This is a genomic window from Spirillospora sp. NPDC052269, assembly GCF_040679435.1.
Classification (GTDB): domain Bacteria; phylum Actinomycetota; class Actinomycetes; order Streptosporangiales; family Streptosporangiaceae; genus Spirillospora.
Map to the genome: position 1 here is coordinate 1 of NZ_JBFAUU010000006.1, position 15,808 is coordinate 15,808.

At 71.7% G+C, this 15,808-nt stretch carries 18 protein-coding genes and 1 pseudogene; 9 read left to right on the forward strand and 10 right to left on the reverse strand.

Features of this window, described 5'->3' with window-relative positions; translation table 11 throughout:
* The 3 genes and pseudogenes from AB0L06_RS13830 to AB0L06_RS13840 all read left to right on the forward strand — a co-directional run.
* Positions 1 to 198, forward strand: a pseudogene (locus AB0L06_RS13830) (3-deoxy-7-phosphoheptulonate synthase); the annotation flags it as partial.
* A 304-nt stretch (positions 199 to 502) separates the two neighbouring features.
* Positions 503 to 1,450: a DMT family transporter gene (locus AB0L06_RS13835; protein ID WP_500231327.1), complete on the forward strand. Its 948-nt coding sequence runs from the start codon at positions 503 to 505 to the stop codon at positions 1,448 to 1,450.
* 114 nt (positions 1,451 to 1,564) lie between these two features.
* A complete protein-coding gene (locus tag AB0L06_RS13840) occupies positions 1,565 to 2,467 on the forward strand; it encodes a DUF5954 family protein (protein WP_500231328.1) in 903 nt (300 codons plus the stop codon).
* Between the two features lie 70 nt (positions 2,468 to 2,537).
* Here AB0L06_RS13840 and thiI read toward each other — a convergent pair whose 3' ends face one another.
* From thiI to AB0L06_RS13860, 4 genes are all read right to left on the reverse strand, one after another.
* The gene (gene thiI / locus AB0L06_RS13845; RefSeq protein WP_500231329.1) at positions 2,538 to 3,764 is read right to left on the reverse strand and encodes a tRNA uracil 4-sulfurtransferase ThiI; all 1,227 of its coding nucleotides are present in this window, start codon (positions 3,762 to 3,764) and stop codon (positions 2,538 to 2,540) included.
* 189 nt (positions 3,765 to 3,953) lie between these two features.
* Positions 3,954 to 4,979, reverse strand: a complete 1,026-nt coding sequence (locus tag AB0L06_RS13850) for a 6-phosphofructokinase (RefSeq protein ID WP_500231330.1) — start codon at positions 4,977 to 4,979, stop codon at positions 3,954 to 3,956.
* Positions 4,980 to 5,183: 204 nt separating this feature from the next.
* A complete protein-coding gene (locus tag AB0L06_RS13855; RefSeq protein WP_500231761.1) occupies positions 5,184 to 5,828 on the reverse strand; it encodes a response regulator in 645 nt (214 codons plus the stop codon).
* A 43-nt stretch (positions 5,829 to 5,871) separates the two neighbouring features.
* Positions 5,872 to 6,162 (reverse strand): class I SAM-dependent methyltransferase, encoded by a 291-nt coding sequence (locus AB0L06_RS13860; protein ID WP_500231762.1) that lies wholly within the window; start codon positions 6,160 to 6,162, stop codon positions 5,872 to 5,874.
* Here AB0L06_RS13860 and AB0L06_RS13865 point away from each other — a divergent pair.
* Entirely contained in the window at positions 6,110 to 6,598 is a 489-nt protein-coding gene (locus AB0L06_RS13865; RefSeq protein ID WP_500231331.1) for a hypothetical protein, read from the forward strand. The two genes, AB0L06_RS13860 and AB0L06_RS13865, sit on opposite strands and share 53 nt — an antisense overlap.
* Before the next feature lie 33 nt (positions 6,599 to 6,631).
* Here the strand turns inward: AB0L06_RS13865 and AB0L06_RS13870 are convergent, their stop codons facing one another.
* The 3 genes from AB0L06_RS13870 to AB0L06_RS13880 are packed head-to-tail and all read right to left on the reverse strand — an operon-like array spanning position 6,632 to position 8,190.
* Positions 6,632 to 7,363 (reverse strand): tRNA-dependent cyclodipeptide synthase, encoded by a 732-nt coding sequence (locus tag AB0L06_RS13870; protein WP_500231332.1) that lies wholly within the window; start codon positions 7,361 to 7,363, stop codon positions 6,632 to 6,634.
* Positions 7,329 to 7,655 (reverse strand): DUF6092 family protein, encoded by a 327-nt coding sequence (locus tag AB0L06_RS13875; protein ID WP_500231333.1) that lies wholly within the window; start codon positions 7,653 to 7,655, stop codon positions 7,329 to 7,331. The genes AB0L06_RS13870 and AB0L06_RS13875 overlap by 35 nt, the downstream gene beginning before the upstream one ends.
* Complete coding sequence (locus AB0L06_RS13880; protein ID WP_500231334.1) at positions 7,618 to 8,190, reverse strand: nitroreductase family protein; 573 nt, start codon at positions 8,188 to 8,190, stop codon at positions 7,618 to 7,620. Before AB0L06_RS13880 ends, AB0L06_RS13875 begins: the two co-directional genes overlap by 38 nt.
* Positions 8,191 to 8,314: 124 nt before the next feature.
* Here AB0L06_RS13880 and AB0L06_RS13885 point away from each other — a divergent pair, with 124 nt between their 5' ends.
* The 4 genes from AB0L06_RS13885 to AB0L06_RS13900 are packed head-to-tail and all read left to right on the forward strand — an operon-like array spanning position 8,315 to position 11,874.
* A complete protein-coding gene (locus AB0L06_RS13885) occupies positions 8,315 to 9,796 on the forward strand; it encodes an aromatic ring-hydroxylating oxygenase subunit alpha (RefSeq protein ID WP_500231335.1) in 1,482 nt (493 codons plus the stop codon).
* A complete protein-coding gene (locus tag AB0L06_RS13890) occupies positions 9,793 to 10,329 on the forward strand; it encodes an aromatic-ring-hydroxylating dioxygenase subunit beta (protein WP_500231336.1) in 537 nt (178 codons plus the stop codon). Before AB0L06_RS13885 ends, AB0L06_RS13890 begins: the two co-directional genes overlap by 4 nt.
* Entirely contained in the window at positions 10,326 to 11,165 is an 840-nt protein-coding gene (gene hcaB / locus AB0L06_RS13895; protein WP_500231337.1) for a 3-(cis-5,6-dihydroxycyclohexa-1,3-dien-1-yl)propanoate dehydrogenase, read from the forward strand. The genes AB0L06_RS13890 and hcaB overlap by 4 nt, the downstream gene beginning before the upstream one ends.
* Before the next feature lie 43 nt (positions 11,166 to 11,208).
* On the forward strand, positions 11,209 to 11,874 hold the full coding sequence (locus AB0L06_RS13900; protein ID WP_500231338.1) for a sulfotransferase family protein: 666 nt from the start codon (positions 11,209 to 11,211) through the stop codon (positions 11,872 to 11,874).
* A gap of 144 nt (positions 11,875 to 12,018) precedes the next feature.
* Here AB0L06_RS13900 and AB0L06_RS13905 read toward each other — a convergent pair whose 3' ends face one another.
* Positions 12,019 to 12,573, reverse strand: coding sequence for a cysteine hydrolase family protein (locus AB0L06_RS13905; RefSeq protein ID WP_500231339.1), 555 nt, complete (start codon positions 12,571 to 12,573; stop codon positions 12,019 to 12,021).
* Between the two features lie 233 nt (positions 12,574 to 12,806).
* Positions 12,807 to 13,736: a LysR family transcriptional regulator gene (locus tag AB0L06_RS13910; RefSeq protein ID WP_500231340.1), complete on the reverse strand. Its 930-nt coding sequence runs from the start codon at positions 13,734 to 13,736 to the stop codon at positions 12,807 to 12,809.
* Between the two features lie 205 nt (positions 13,737 to 13,941).
* Between AB0L06_RS13910 and AB0L06_RS13915 the strand changes: the two genes are divergently transcribed.
* On the forward strand, positions 13,942 to 14,841 hold the full coding sequence (locus AB0L06_RS13915) for an SDR family oxidoreductase (protein WP_500231341.1): 900 nt from the start codon (positions 13,942 to 13,944) through the stop codon (positions 14,839 to 14,841).
* Here AB0L06_RS13915 and AB0L06_RS13920 read toward each other — a convergent pair.
* Positions 14,817 to 15,755 (reverse strand): hypothetical protein, encoded by a 939-nt coding sequence (locus AB0L06_RS13920; RefSeq protein ID WP_500231342.1) that lies wholly within the window; start codon positions 15,753 to 15,755, stop codon positions 14,817 to 14,819. The two genes, AB0L06_RS13915 and AB0L06_RS13920, sit on opposite strands and share 25 nt — an antisense overlap.
* Positions 15,756 to 15,808 lie beyond the last annotated feature (53 nt).

The following is a 15,808-nucleotide window of genomic DNA, read 5'->3' on the forward strand; positions in this document are numbered from 1 at the left end:
CCCCTCACCCGCGCCGCCATCGCCATCGGCGCCGACGGCGTCATCATCGACGTCCACCCCCACCCGGAGACCGCCCTCTGCGACGGCCCGCAGGCCCTCGTGGACGGCGACCTGCGCGATCTGGCCCGGGTCGTCCGCGAGCTGCCGCCGATGGTCGGCCGCACCCTGACGACCGAGCCCGACGCCGTCCTCGCCTGACCGCCAGCAGCCGACAACCAACAGCCGACCGTCACCTGTCAGCCGCGATCCATCGCTCACCGAGTCGCCCGGCCACGCCCGGGCGCCGTCCGTCCGGCGGATGATCCCGTCCGGGGCGGCGCGCTATCCTGCGGGCGTGGAGTACTGGACCCCCAACTGCGGACCGCCACGCTCCTGACCGGGGCGCGGCACCTCTCCTGAGACCTGTCGACCGGGCCAGGCGCTGATCAGCGCCCGCCCGCGTTCTCTCGCGCCCCGAACACGGATGCCATCCTCCGTTTTCGAGACCGGGAGCGTTCTCTCCATGTCCCTGCGTCCTGTTCTGACGCGCTCTTCCCGCACGTCCTCGACCCGTCCCCGCAGGGGCGGGGCCGCCGACGTGCTGCTGGCCGCCTCCTTCTGGGGCACCACCGGAACCGTCCGCACCTTCGCCCCGGACGGGACGCCCAGCGTGTCGGTCGCCGCGCTGCGGATGGTCCTCGGCGGGCTGATGCTCGCCGGGATCGTCCTCGCCACCGCGCGCGGCGACCTGCTGCGCCTGCTCCGCGCGCCGCGCGCCCTGCCGATGCTGGGCGCCGGCGCGGCGGCGATGATCGTCTACCAGACGGCGTTCTTCGTCGCCGCCGGACGGACCGGCGTGGCCGTCGCGACCGTCGTCACCATCGGCAGCTCCCCCGCGTTCACCGGCGTGATCGGGGTGCTCACCGGGCGGTCCCGTCCGGACGCCCGCTGGCTGCTGGCGACCGCCGGGGCCGTCGCGGGCTGCACCGCCCTGGTCCTGGGCGGACGCGGCTCCGGCGTCGAGCCGGTCGGCATCGGCCTCGCGCTGCTCTCCGGGCTGGCCTACGCGGCCTACGCGACGCTGTCGTCCGTCCTGATCACGCGCGGGGAGCGCGACCGGTGCGTCGTGGCGGTGCTGTTCGGCCTGTCCGGGCTGGCGTCGCTGCCCGTGCTCCTGCTGGACTCGCCCGGCTGGCTGGTCACCGGGACCGGGCCGGCGGTCGCGCTGTACCTGGGCCTGATCGCCACGGGCGGGGCCTACCTGCTGTTCGCCCGCGGGCTGCGCACCACTCCGGCGACGACCGCGACGACGCTCACGCTCGCCGAGCCGGCCGTGGCGTCGGTCCTCGGGGTCGCCGTCCTCGGCGAGCACCTCGGGCCGGTCGCCTTCTCCGGACTTGCCTTCCTGGCGGCGAGCCTGATCGTCCTGGTCGTCCCGTTCGGGTGGATCGACGGGCGAAAGGGGCGCTGACGTGGGGCGACACATGGGACGCGGTATCCCAGAGGCCACTATTCGGGGCATCCCGCAGCATGAAATGGTCTGAACCACTCGCCACGGCCGGTGTCCTCAAGGATGATGACCGGCATGACTACGGGCGAAGGGGACGCCGGGGGTCGGTTGTTCCCCGAGGACCTCGACCGCGTCGATCCGGTGGCCGCGGTGATGCTGGCGGACGCCTGCCGGGCCATCACCGCCTATCCCGAGCTGCGGGTGGTGGGCGCCCTGTTCACCGCCGCCGAGCGGGTGGAGCGCGGCTGGCAGGTGGTGACGCCGTGTGATCCGGTTCCCGAGGGGGCGCGCGAGCTGCTCGCCGACCACCTCGGGGACCGCGCGGCGCTCGCGGACGGCCCCGACGCGCGCGACCTGCTCGCCGCCGCGCGGGAGCTGCGGGTCGGCGCGCGGGACGAGGTCCGGGCCGCCGGACGGACGTTCCGGATCGTCCGGATCGAGCAGCTCGTCCGCTCCGGGCCGGACGGGCCGGAACCGCCGCGGCCGAGCGACCTCGATCCCCGGCCGTCCGCGCGGCGGACCGCCCCGCGCCCCTACGAGCTGCTGGACGACGGCCGGCTGCCGCCCGACATGGCCGCGTCCGAGCTGCTCTGCCAGCTGCTGGACGCGGCGGCGCACGCGGGGGCCGAGCCCGCGTCCGAGGCGTTCCTCACACCGCTGCCGATGTACCCGTCGTTCGCGGTGGCCGAGCGGTCCGCGGGGGCGTGGCGTCCGACCGGGCGGCTGCACGACGGCCCGCGCGCCGCCCGCGACTCGCTCGCCCTGTACTTCCGGCACGTGGTCCCGGCCGTCGAGAACCCCGCCGAGGAGGAGTGCGCGGCCTACGCCGCCGCGGCCGACCTGCTGGACGACGGCACCCGCCGCAACGGCATCGAGGTCGCCGGACGGCGGTTCCGGATCGTCCGGATCGAGCGGATCACCCTCATGGGCCCGGACGGGCCGGAGCCGCCCCGTCCCACCGATCTCGACACCCTCTAGCCCACATGCCACGGCCCGTCCGCCTGCTCGAAGACCGAGCGGGGGGACGGGCCGTGGGACGTTCCCGGGGTCAGGAGTCGCCGTAGACCGGGCGGTGCTCCTGGATGCTCTCGACGAGCTGCTCGGCGAGCTCCTCCACGTCGAGGCGCTTCTCGATCTGGCGGAGATCCTCGATCTTGGCGCGGGTCTCGGCGCGGCGCGGCGCGAGCATCGTGCAGCAGTCCTCGTCCGGGAGCTCGGAGATCGACAGCGTCCTGATCTTCCGGGCCTGGTCCATGATCTCGGTCTTGTCCATGCCGACCAGGGGGCGCAGGATCGGCATCTCGACCGCGTCGTCCAGGGCGGTGATGTTGGCGAGGGTCTGGCTGGAGACCTGGCCCAGCGCGTCCCCGGTGATCAGCGCGGCGCCGCGCATCTTGTGCGCGAGCATCTCGCCGGCGCGCAGCATCAGGCGGCGCTGGGCGATCACGGCGAGGCGGTCCGCGCCGGACGACTTGATCTGCTGCTGGGCCTTGCCGAACGGCACCACGAACAGCCGGGACCCGCCCTGGTACTTGTCCAGCTCGCGGACCAGCGCGTACGCCTTGTAGATCGACTCCGGGCCGGTGAACGGCATGCCGGAGAAGTGCAGGTAGTCGACCCGCAGGCCGCGCCGCATCATCCGGTAGGCGGCGACGGGCGAGTCGATGCCGCCGGACATCAGCACCAGGCCGCGGCCGCTCATCCCGACCGGCAGGCCGCCCGCGCCGGGGACGCCGCCGGAGAACACGAACGCCTCGTCCCGGTCGATCTCGATCGAGACCGTGATGTCGGGGTTCTTCAGCTTGACCGGGTTGCCGTAGACGTCGTTGATCTTGCCGCCGACCTGGCGGTCCAGCTCGGTGGAGGTCAGCGGGAAGCGCTTGTCGCGGCGCTTGGACCGGACCGCGAAGCTGCCCTCGCGCCCGGCCATCAGCTCCAGCGCGGCGCGCTCGACGCTCTCGACGTCCTTGCCGACCCGCCAGGCGCGGTGCACCCAGACGATGCCCATGACGTCGGAGATCCGCTGGACCAGGCGGTCCACCAGCTCGACGTGGGCGTCCTTGGTGCGGACGATGAACACGCCGTGGCGGCGGATCACGTCCACCTTCGCGATCGGGCGGACGGCCGTCCGGACGTTGTCGGCGAGCCGCTTCTCGAACAGCTCCCGGTTCTTGCCCTTGAGGACGACCTCGCCCAGCTTCAGCAGCGCGCACGGTTCACCGTCGACCGGCGACTGCTCCCGGACGGCGACGGACGGCGCCTCGAGCGTGGACATGGGGCTTCCTCCTGGGACGACATGCGAAAAAGGGGTCTGCTTCTAGTGTGGCCCAGGAACGCCAACGCCGCGACCGTTCATTCTCTTCCCGGGCGCCCCTCCGGCGCCCCGGGCGGACGCGGCGGCGCCCCGGGCCGAAGAGGCCCGGGGCGCCGTCAGACGATCTCGGTCGGCCTGATCGGCCGAAGATCAGCCGAAGAAGACCTCGGCCTCGGTGTACCGCTCCAGCGGGACGGTCTTCAGCTCCGCGGTCGCCTCGTCCAGGCCGACCCGGACGATGTCGGTGCCGTGGAGGGCGACCATCTTGCCGAAGTCGCCGTCCCGGACGGCGTCGATGGCCTGGAGGCCGAACCGGGTGGCCAGGACCCGGTCGAACGCGGTCGGGGTGCCGCCGCGCTGGATGTGGCCGAGCACGGTGGCGCGGGCCTCCTTGCCGGTGCGCTTCTCGATCTCGCTGGCGAGGGCCTGGCCGATGCCGCCGAGCCGGACGTGCCCGAAGGCGTCCTTCTCGCCGGTCTGCAGCTCCATCTGGCCCTCCTTGGGGTGGGCCCCCTCGGAGACGACGATGATCGGCGCGTACCGGGTCTTGAACCGGGACTCGACCCAGGAGACGACCTCGTCGATGTCGAACGGCTTCTCCGGGATGAGGATCACGTTCGCGCCCGCGGCCATGCCGGCGTGCAGCGCGATCCAGCCCGCGTGCCGTCCCATGACCTCGCAGATCAGCGCGCGGTGGTGGCTCTCGGCGGTGGTGTGCAGCCGGTCGATGGCCTCCATCGCGATGTTCACCGCGGTGTCGAAGCCGAAGGTGTAGTCGGTGGCGTTCAGGTCGTTGTCGATCGTCTTCGGGACGCCGACGACGTTCACGCCGTGGGTGTACAGCGCGCTCGCGACGCCGAGGGTGTCCTCGCCGCCGATCGCGATCAGCGCGTCCACGCCGAGCCCGGCCAGGTTGTCCTTGATCCGCTCGATCCCGCCCTCGACCTTGAGCGGGTTGGTCCGGGAGGAGCCGAGGATCGTGCCGCCGCGCGGCAGGATGCCGCGGACCGCCTCGACGTCGAGGGCCATGGTGTCGCCTTCGAGCGGGCCGCGCCAGCCGGCACGGAAGCCGACGAACTCGTAGCCGTACTCCTTGACGCCCTTGCGCACCACGGCGCGGATCACGGCGTTCAGGCCGGGGCAGTCCCCGCCCCCGGTCAGCACTCCGACGCGCATTCCCTCACCTTCCGACAGGACTTTCCGCTGGTCTCGACGCCGTCAGCCTAGTGTGCGGGCGGGCCGCGGCCGGGGCTTTCGATTGGTCTAGACCATAGCGTGTCCGGGTATCCCGGAGCCCACAGAGGGACATTCGGGACGAAAGAGGGCGTACCGCCCGCCGCGGGCTCGAGCACGGGTGCCTGGGAACGCCACCGGGAGGGGTCAGGATTCGCGGTCCAGACCCTTCTCTATCGCGTAGCGGACGAGTTCGACCCGGTTGTGCAGCTGGAGCTTCCCGAGGGTGTTCTGGACGTGGTTCTGGACCGTCCGGTGGGACAGGACGAGCCGCTCGGCGATCTGCTTGTAGGTGAGGCCCTTGGCGACCAGGCGCAACACCTCCGTCTCGCGCTCGGTGAGGCGCGGGGTGCTGTCGTCCTCGTCCGGACGGGCCGGGGAGGCGGCCAGCCGCCGGTACTCGCCGAGGACGAGGCCCGCCAGGCCCGGGGTGAACACCGCGTCGCCGTTCCCGGCCGTCCGGACGGCGGAGAGGAACTCCTCGCGGGCGGCGGACTTCAGCAGGTAGCCGGTCGCGCCCGCCTTCACCGCCTCCAGGACGTCCTGCTGCTCACCGCTCGCCGACAGCACCAGCACCCGGACAGGCGGGTCGGCGGCGACCAGGCCGCGCGTCACCTCGACGCCGCTGATGTCGGGCAGCTGGAGGTCGACCACGGCGACCTCCGGACGGGCGGCGGCCGCGACGCGCAGCGCCGTCCGGCCGTCACCGGCCGTGGCGACCACCTCGTGCCCGGCCTCGGCCAGGTCACGGGCCACGGAGTCGCGCCACATCGGGTGGTCGTCGACCACCATCACGCGCAGGGATCGGGTGTCGTCGTCGCTCACGCGCCCCACCTTACGGCCGACCTCGGCTGAAATCGGTGCGATCAGGGCGTGACACAACAGCCGAGGCACAACGGATGCGAGCGGGCCCAACTCGTTCGCGGGGCCGTTTGGTGAAGCCGAATCCGCCGGATTCTCCACCGCCTCGTCCACTTCCACCACGGCGACCGCTCAGTCCGGCGTTCGCGGTGAGGGTTCGGGCCTCGTCGACATAGGCGGGCGCTGGGTCGATGCCGACGACGTGATACCCGGTGCGGCGGGCGATCCGGCGGGTTGGGCCACTGAACCCGGAGCCGACGTCCAGGACGCGGTCGCCGCCCGTCGCGGCCCCTCTCTACGTCCTGACCGAGGACGGGCGGGCGCTGGAACCGGTGTTGAAGGCGCTGGGGATGTGGGGGCTGCGGCTCATGGCGGACGAGCGGCCCGGCGACGCCTTCCAGGCGTCCTGGCTCGCCTACGCGTCCAGCTGGTTCGTCGTCGCCCCCGACTCCCCGCCGGTGACCGTCCAGTTGCTCACCGGCGGGGAGGAGGCCGTCGTCGAGATCGGCGGCGGCGAGGTCCGGGCCCGGGCCGGCCGCGCGGACGACCCGGACCTGACCCTCGACGGGCCGCCCCGGGCCGTCCTCGGCCTGCTCACAGGACAGGTCGACGTCGGCACGTCCATCGGGCTCGGACTCAGGGCGACCGGCGACCGCGACGTCCTCGGGCGCCTTCGCCGTCCCGGCGGGGATCTCGGGTGAGCGTCCGGACGGGCCCGTCGGGCTGACGAGGCGTCACCCCTCGCCGTCCGCACGGATCACGATGTGGCCCTGCGCCTGCGCGTTGAACACGGCGGAGTTCCATAGGCCGCGCACCACCGGCAGCAGCTTGTGGTAGCAGCACACGGACGTCGGGACGTCGAGGGCGTTCGGCGTGTCGACCAGGAAGGGCAGCTCGGCGTGCAGGTAGTCGAGACCCGCCTGGACCATCACCTCGGCCTCCTCCTGCGGACGCCGGACGTCGGTCCACCCGCCCAGGACGTAGCGCACGTGGTCCTCGCAGACGCGGTCGATCCTCTCGTCCTCCGCCGAGAGTTTCCGGATGCGCTGCTGGACGGCCTGGTACCCGGGCAGGAGCGCGCATTCCGAAATGCCACGGGCACGGATCCGGGACCCCGGCGCGCCGACCTCCTCGATCGCCCGCTCGATGCGGCGCGTGGTGTCCTTGAGCTTCTTTCTCGCACGTGCGGCGGCTTTTTCCTGCGTTTCCCCCGCCGCGATGTACATGGCATCGACGAACAGGTCGGCGTAGACGACGTCGACGCTGGCGAAGTGCTTGCACGCCCAGCTCAGCAGGGCGGTCAGGCGGGGGATGGTGAAGTAGCCGTTTCCGGCGCTGACCCCGAAGAGCGCGTGGTCGCCGCGTTCGAAGAGTTCCCGGCAGGTGGCCGTGACCGCCCGGAAGTCGAGGCCGATCGGCGGCCCGGAAGGGTCAGTCGCCGGAGGGTTTGATGAGGTCGGACTCATGGAGCAGTGCTCCCATTCTCTCGCACAGAAGATCGAGGAGTTCCTCGAGGTTTCCCTCGCCCATGGGGGCGAAGAACAGCCCGTCCAGTTCGGCGCGCAGTGCGCGGATCTCCTCATGCTCGATTCCGGCCCGCTCCGTGAGCCCGAGGGCCCGGCGGGCCGCGTCGGCGCATCGGAGTGGACCGTAGGCGGCCGGTTCCTCGCACAGGCCCCGTCCGCTGCTCAGAAGGAACGCGGCCAGCAGGAGAAGCTCTTCACCTAGCTCGCGGGGCGTGGCCGCTCCAGGACTCATGGTGGATCACCTCACTCGGATCACGGCGGGGGGCGTGCGGGTTCAGCCGGACGGGACGTCCGACGGAGACGAGCAGCACCGGCTCGATGTGCGCGGGCAGGCCCAGCACCAGCCGGAGGGGCTTCTCGCGGAAGCTGGCGACGGGACAGCCGCCCAGGCCGAGGGCGTGCGCCGCGACCAGGAGGTTCTCCACGGCCATCGCGACGCACAGCATGCCCTCGTCGAACTCCTCGCCCGTGCTCCGGACCGCGCGGGAACGGTCGAAGCACGCCACGACGATCAGCGGCGGAGGCTCGAGGACGCCCGGCGCGAACGCCCGGACGATGCGGAGCGCGCGCGGATCGCGGACGACGACGAAGCCCCATGCCTGCCGGTTGGAGGCCGACGGCGCGGCCACCATCGCCTCGGTCATCAGCTTCACGAGGTCGTCGCCGACGGGCTCGTCGGTGTACTGGCGGACCGCGGTCCGGGAGAGCAGGACCCGCACCGCCTCGGGCGGCTCTCGCCGCGGAACGTCCGGGGATCTCCCGGCCATCAGACCCCCAAGCAAGTGACTACGAACCGCACAGGAATCATTACGCTCGGTAGTATACGCAAAGCAGAGGCCATGTCACGACCCCCTGGTCACCGGCCGAATGCGAGAGGAGGAGGTCACTCTGATGCCATCCGGCAACCATGGTGATCGGATCGACGGAGGCGGCTTGGGGCCGTACGGCGAGGGCGGCGTGAGGCCGTACAGCGAGGGCGGCGTGGGACCGCACGGCGGAGGCGGCGTGGGGCCGTGGCCCGGCGGGGACGGCAGGACGCCGCGGCACGGCGACGCCTTCATCGACGAGGAACGGACCCTCGTCGACCGGGCGGTCTTCTCCGACCCCCTGCTCTACCGGCGGGAACTCGGGCGCGTGTTCGCGCGGAGCTGGCTCTTCCTGGCGCACGAGAGCCAGTTCGAACGCCCGGGTGACTTCTTCAGCACCTTCATGGGCGCGGACCCGGTCATCGTCACCCGGCAGCGCGACGGCGGCTACCGGGTGCTCGTCAACTCCTGCCGCCACCGCGGCATGCGGGTCTGCCGGCACGACTTCGGCAACGCCAGGGCGTTCACCTGCCCGTACCACGGCTGGTCCTACGGTATCGACGGATCGCTGATCGCGGTGCCGGAGGAGAAGGCCGCCTACGGGACCCCGCTCGACCGCTCCGCCTGGAGCCTGGCGGCCGTCCCTCGGGTGGAGACCTACAAGGGCCTGGTCTTCGGGACGTGGGACACCGAGATCCCGCCCTTGCGGGAGTACCTCGGCGACATGGCCTACTACCTCGACGTCCTTCTCGATCCGGACGGCAAGGGGACGGTGGCCGCCCCCGGCGTCCACCGGTGGCGGATGCGCGGCAACTGGAAACTGGCCGCCGAGCAGTTCGCCGGCGACTCCTACCACGTCCTGTCCACCCACCTGTCGGCGATCATCGCCGAGGCGTCCCTCAGGGACGACGGGCTGAACGTGCCCACGACCGGCTTCCAGGTGGCGATGCGTGGCGGGCACGGCCTCGGCGGCTTCGACGCCTTCGACTACTGGCACACCGCCGGCTTCTCCGAAGAGGTCTGCGAGTGGATGGCCGGGCTGGCGGACCGGACCGAACGGCATCTCGGCAAGGCCCGCGCCAGGAACGCCGTCCTGATCCACGGCAACGTCTTCCCCAACCTCTCCATGCTGCCCATCCGGGCGAACCTGCGGGTCTGGCACCCGAAGGGCCCGGACGCGCTGGAGGTCCACTCCTGGTCGATCGTCCCCGCCGAGGCTCCCCCGTTCGTCCGGCGCGCGCTGCTCCTGGACTACGGGCGCCACTTCGGGCCGTCCGGTACCTGGGAGCAGGACGACAGCGAGCAGTGGCACTACAGCACCGCCGACAGCGACGGTTTCATCACCCGGGGGCTGCCTCTGCATTACCGGATGGGATACGGCCGTCCTTCCCGGACGTCCTATCCCGAGTTCCCCGGCAGCATCGACGGCCTGTTCAGCGAGGCCAACCAGCGCGGGTTCTACGAGAGGTGGTCAGAGTTGATGGCGGTGCCGCATCCGGCCGAGACGCGGGACGAATCCTCAGGCGCCGATGACGGCGCCGTCCCCGCACCGGTGAGGACGACATGACCGCGCTGTATCCGGAGACCGCGCTCGACCGGCTGCTCGTCCAGCACGAGATCGAGCAGTTCCTGTACCGCGAGGCCGACCTGCTCGAACGGCGCGAGTACGACGCGTGGCTCGACCTTTTCACCGACGACCTGCACTACTACATGCCGGTCCGGTCCAACGGCCAGGCGGGCGATGACGAGACGCTGGACGAGGAGCTGGCCCTGGCGCTGTTCGACGACGACAAGCGCTTCCTTCTCGAACGCGTCCGGAAGCTGCGGACAGGATCGGCGTGGGCGGAGGAGCCGCCGTCGCGGACCGTCCGCATGGTCACCAACGTGATGGTCGGGGAACCCGACCCGCGGACCGGGGAGTTCACCGTGTCCTCGCGGTTCCTGCTGTCCCGCAACAGGCTCCAGGACGAGGACGAGGCGTACGCGGGGAGCCGCTTCGACCGGTTCCGGCGCACGGACCGGGGGCTTCGGATCTGCGACCGCCGGATCATGCTGAACCAGGCGGTCGTCCTCTCCAAGAACCTGGGCGTGCTGTTTTGAGCGCGGGAGCGCGCCGGACGGCCTGGGTGGACGGGCAGATCGCGGTCATCACGGGAGGAGGGTCGGGCCTGGGCAGAGCCCTCGTCGACGCCTTCCTCGCCGAGGGCGCGCGGGTGGTCGTGCTCGAACGGTCCCCGCAGAAGGTCGCGGCGCTTCGCGAGGCCTTCACCGCCGACCTCGTCCGCGTCGTCGAGGGCGACGCGACGACCCTGACCGACAACCGCAGAGCGGTCGACACCGCGGTGGACGGCTGGGGACGCCTCGACTGCTTCATCGCCAACGCGGGCATCTGGGATTTCCGGACCATCCTGGACGACCTCCCCGAGGACGACCTGCCGGACGCCTTCGACGAGATCTTCGCCCTCAACGTCAAGGCTCCCCTGTTCGGGGCGAAGGCGGCGGTGGACGCGCTGCGCGCCACGCGCGGCTCGTTCATCGTCTCGCTCTCCGGCGCGGCCCTGTTCCCCGGAAGCGGCGGGCCGCTGTACGTGGCCTCGAAGCACGCCGGTGTCGGCCTGGTACGCCAGCTGGCCTGGGAGTTCGCGCCGGACGTCCGGGTGAACGGCATCGCGCCGGGCGGGATGCCGACCGACCTGAGGGGCCCTCGCGCGCTCAACCTCCACGACGCCTCCTGGGATCCCGTCCAGGTGGAGGAGGTCCTGCGCAAGTACAGCCCGATGGGCCGGGTCCCGCGTCCCCAGGACTACTGCGGAGCGTTCCTGCTGCTCGCCTCCCGCCTCTACGGCCTGACCACGACCGGGGCGGTGCTGGACGTGTCCGGAGGCATGGGGATCACGACCCGGATGCTGGAGACGCAGCTCAGCACGAACGCCTGAGCCGAGGGCCGCGCTGCCCCGAACACCACGAAGGAGTGGATCCATGTTGGACGTGATCGGCGCCGGTTTCGGCCGCACGGGCACCCTGTCGCTGAAGGTGGCCCTGGAACAGCTGGGCTTCGGCCCCTGCGAGCACATGCAGTCGCTGAAGGGCGACCACGAGCGGATCGCGCTGTGGCGACGCGCGCTGGCGGGAAGCCCCATGGACTGGGACGAGGTCTTCGCCGGATACCGCTCCAGCGTCGACTGGCCCGGAACCTGCTTCTGGGACGAGCTCGCCGACCACTTCGGCGACGGCAAGGTGGTGCTGACCGTCCGCGACCCGGACGCCTGGTACACGAGCGTCCGCGCGACCATCCACACCGTCCAGACCACGGACGTCCCCGGCCGGGACGAGTTCAAGGACCTCGACGCGCTGGTTCAGGAGTCGGTCTGGGAACGCACCTTCGGCGGGCGCTTCGACGACCGTGACCACGCGATCGAGGTGTTCGACCGGCACAACGCGGAGGTGCGGCGCGCGATCGCCCCCGACCGGCTCCTCGTGTTCGACGTCGCCCAGGGCTGGGCGCCGCTGTGCGAGTTCCTGGACGTCGCCGTCCCGGGCACCCCGTTCCCCCACCACAACTCCAGGGCGGACTTCATCGCCATGGTCGACAAGGACAACCAGACGGCCCCCGGGCCTCCGGACCTCGGGTCGACCCGCCGGTGAAGTCGCGGTCGGTGAACAGGGTGATGGGGAGGCATGGGGGCGCGTCTGCGGGAACCTCCTTGACCCACTGACGAACGGCACTGGCCCCGCCGTGGCGGACGGCGGGGCCAGTGGAGTTGTTCGTCACGCGTTCGCGGCAGGCGATCAGCGGGACCCTCCGGGCCAATCTGCGCAGGACGTGACCTTGAAGCCCCGGCCGGGGAACACGGCGTCCATGAAGAAGTCGTTGACCGCCTGGTCGCCGTCGCCGCAGCCGTCGCGCAGGACGGTGACGTGGTAGCCGCGGTCCGCCGCGTCGTAGCACGTCGCGGCCACCATCGCGCTGGTCGCGACTCCGGCGACCACGACGGTGTCGACTCCGCGGGAACGGAGGACCAGGTCGAGGTCCGTGCCCGCGAACGCGCTGGCGCGGCGCTTCATCACGACGACGTCCTCGTCGGCGACCGGCAGATCGATCCCGGTCCCGGGCGATCCCTCGTGGAAGGCGTCCCCGGCCTCGAAGAACGACCTGAACAGCTCGTTGTCCGGCGGCAGGTCCGTCCCGTTCCTCCGGAAGCCGAAGTGCACGAACACGACGAGGACACCGGCCTCGCGGGCGCGCGGCAGCAACTCGGTGAGCGGCGGCACGACCTGCTTGGCGAACGGGTAGCTGCCGGTGATGCCCTGCTGGACGTCCCCGATGATCAGTGCGGTGGTCACGACTCGTTCTGCCCCATCTCTCCATCCAGCACCCGGCCCGACCAGCCGGGCGCCATTTCCGGCGGCCATGCTATTCGCACCCTTGGCGAGATGTTGATGGGGCTACCTGGTGCATTTCGCGCACCTTCGCGCTCGCCTCTTCGTGGCTTCCCAAGCCAGCGGCTCGGAGGCTGCGGCTCTGAAGCTGCAGCTCTGAAGCTGCAGCTCTGAAGCTGCGGCTCTGAGGTTGCGGCTCAGGACTTGGGGGCTCGCTTGTCACTAGCCACGGCGTTTGAGGGCTTGATGTGGGTCTGGGCGCATTTGCGGAAGGTGGCGACCAGGCGGCTGTTGTCGTCGGCGCGGGTGGCCAGCACGACCTGGCTCGGCTCAACGCCTTCCAGCGGGATGGCGGTGAGGTCCGGGCGGAGGCCGCTCCCGTGGTTTCCGGCGGCGACGGCGATGGCCTCGCCCGAGGCGATCAGCTCGAACTTCTCCTCGATGCGGTCGATGAAGGGGCCGTCGGGGGCGCGGCGGCCGTCCGGACGCGGGTCCAGCCGCCAGAAGGCGTCCCACTCGGCGTCGGCGCCGCGCAGCCTGGGCAGCGGCTCGTCCGCGATGTCGTCGAGCGTGACCGACCGCCTCCCGGCCAGCCGGTGCTCCAGTGGGACGACCACCACGCGCGGCTCGTCGTACAGGACGGTCACGCGCAGCCGTTCGGTGCGGAAGGGCAGGCGGCTGACCAGGGCGTCCACCCGGTGTTCACGGAGCGCCTCGAGCGACTCGGTGAGGTACACGTGGACGGTCCGCACGTCGGCGTCCGGGTGCAGGCGGCGTAGCTCCCGGACCGCCGGGGTGATGACCACGCCCGACATGTAGCCGATGACGATCCGGTCCGGACGGGCGGCGGCCCTCGTCCGCGCGGCCGCCTGCGCCGACGAGCGCAGCAGCGACCTCGCGAGCGGCAGGAACGTCTCACCCGCATCGGTGAGGTGGCTGCCTTTCGGGGTGCGGTCGACCAGGCGCGCTCCCAGGTCCCGTTCCAGCCTGCGGATCTGTCTGCTCAGAGACGGCTGGGTGAGATGCAGCGCGGCGGCCGCGCGGCCGAAGTGGCGGTGTTCGGCGAGCACGGTGAAGCACCGCACCAGCCGGAGATCGAGGTCCGCCGGAGGCTGCGTGTCGGCCATACGCCCAGCGTAGGCCGTCCCCTGACCTCCACCTGTGGTGATGCCGGTTCCGCAACACCCCTTGCGAAAGCGTCATTGGACGCGCACCTCGCACCGGCCCCACCGTGGGAGCCCCGCCCACGCCGTGGCCGCTGGGTAACGGCGGATGTGTGGTGGGTTCGGCCGGGAGTCGGCCGGAATCGACGCGAATTTCAGGAGTTCGGTCATGCGTGTTTTCGTCACTGGGGCGTCTGGCTACATCGGCGGCGCCGTCGTCCGGGAGTTGCTGGGCGCTGGGCATCAGGTCGTCGGGCTGGCCCGTTCGGACAGGGCCGCCGAGGCGGTGCGGGGCGCCGGGGCCGAGGTGCTGCGGGGGTCGCTGCAGGATGTCAACCGCTTGCGCGAGGGGGCGGAGGCCTCGGACGGTGTCATTCACCTGGCCTTTCACGACTTCTTCCGGTTCGAGGAGAGTCTCGCGATCGACCGGCGGGCGATCGAGGCGATGGGGGCGGCGCTCGCCGGGTCCGGACGTCCGCTGCTCGCCACGGTCGCGGTCGCCGGCAAGCCGGGCGAGGTCTCGACCGAGGACAGCCGCTCGATGCCAGGTTCGTTCGGATACACCCGGTTCCTCAACGAGGAGGCGACGGTCGCGCTCGCGGACGAGGGGGTGCGCGCCTCGGTCGTCCGGCTTCCGCCGACCGTGCACGGCGTGGGCGACAAGGCGTTCGTCCCCGTCCTGATCGGCCTCGCCCGGGAGCGTGGCGTCTCGGGCTACCCGGGCGACGGCACGAACGTCTGGCCCGCCGTCCACCGGCTGGACGCCGCACGCCTGTACCGGCTCGCACTGGAGGGCGCCCCGGCGGGGACGCGGCTCAACTGCATGGCCGACGAGGGAGTGTCGACCCGTGGGATCGCCGAGGTCATCGGACGGCACCTGTCGGTGCCCACGGTGTCCGTTCCCCTGGAGGACGCCGAGGAGCACTTCGGCTTCCTGAGCCATGTCATCTCGATGAACGCCCCGGCCTCCAGTGCCAAGACCCGCGCGCTGCTGGGCTGGGAGCCCGTTCACCCGGGCCTCATCGAGGACCTGGACGAAGGACACTACTTCGCGTCCGCGCGGCCCTGATCCGCTCGCCTGCGCACGGCCCTGCCCAGGTGGACGGCCAGGGCCACCCCGGCGGCCACGCTGAGGACGTTCACGGCCACACTGACCAGGGGCAGCTGGTAGGGCTCGAAGTCGCCCGGACGCAGGACGGCGAACGGCATCCTCCACAGGCCCCAGCCCACCAGTGAACCGGACGCCACGAACGCCACCGCCACCGGCAGCCACAGCGGCAGTCGCCGTCCGTGACCCGCGAGGGCCCAGGCGCTCGCGGCTCCGGCCAGGGCCCAGGACGCGTCCCCGATCAGGAGTGAACGGGCGGCGGCTTCCAGTCCGTCCCGGTTGTCCGGGTTCGTTCCCAGGCCGCCGCCCGCGGCCCAATAGAGGTCGAGAGCGGCGATCAGCGCGGTCGCCGCCATCACGGCATACGGCGCACGTGCGGCCCGCAGTGCTCCGACCCGGCCCGTGAGCGCATCGGGCCAGCGTTCCCGCAGGTAGATCGGCAGGGCGACCGCCACGCCCACGGCCATCCCGGTGAATCCGACCATGATGAGGCGGAGCTCCCAGGACGACCCTCCACCATCGTCCGACGCGCCACCGTCGCCGCCCCCGCCGCTGAACAGTGAGCCGAGCAGGCTGAACGGGACGGTCGCGATCAGCAGGCCACCCGCGAGCCACGCGAACAGCAGCACGGGCGCAGCGGGCAGCCGCATCCCCCACTCGCAGGCCAGCGCGAGTCCGAGCCCGATGCCGACCGCCGCCATCCCGACCGTCAGCGTGTTCAGCGCGACCCACGCGCCGGTGCTCGTCCCCTCCATCAGGGACCGCCCCGAACCGAGCGCGATGGCCACCCACAGCACCTTGACCAGCAGATACAACGACAGGGTGCCCGCCGCGCCGAAACCCGCCCAGCGGCGCACCATCGTCCGTCCAACCATGATCAAGATTCTGCGGCCGCGCCCGGCGCACCCGCCTCCCCCGTTCGGGGCAC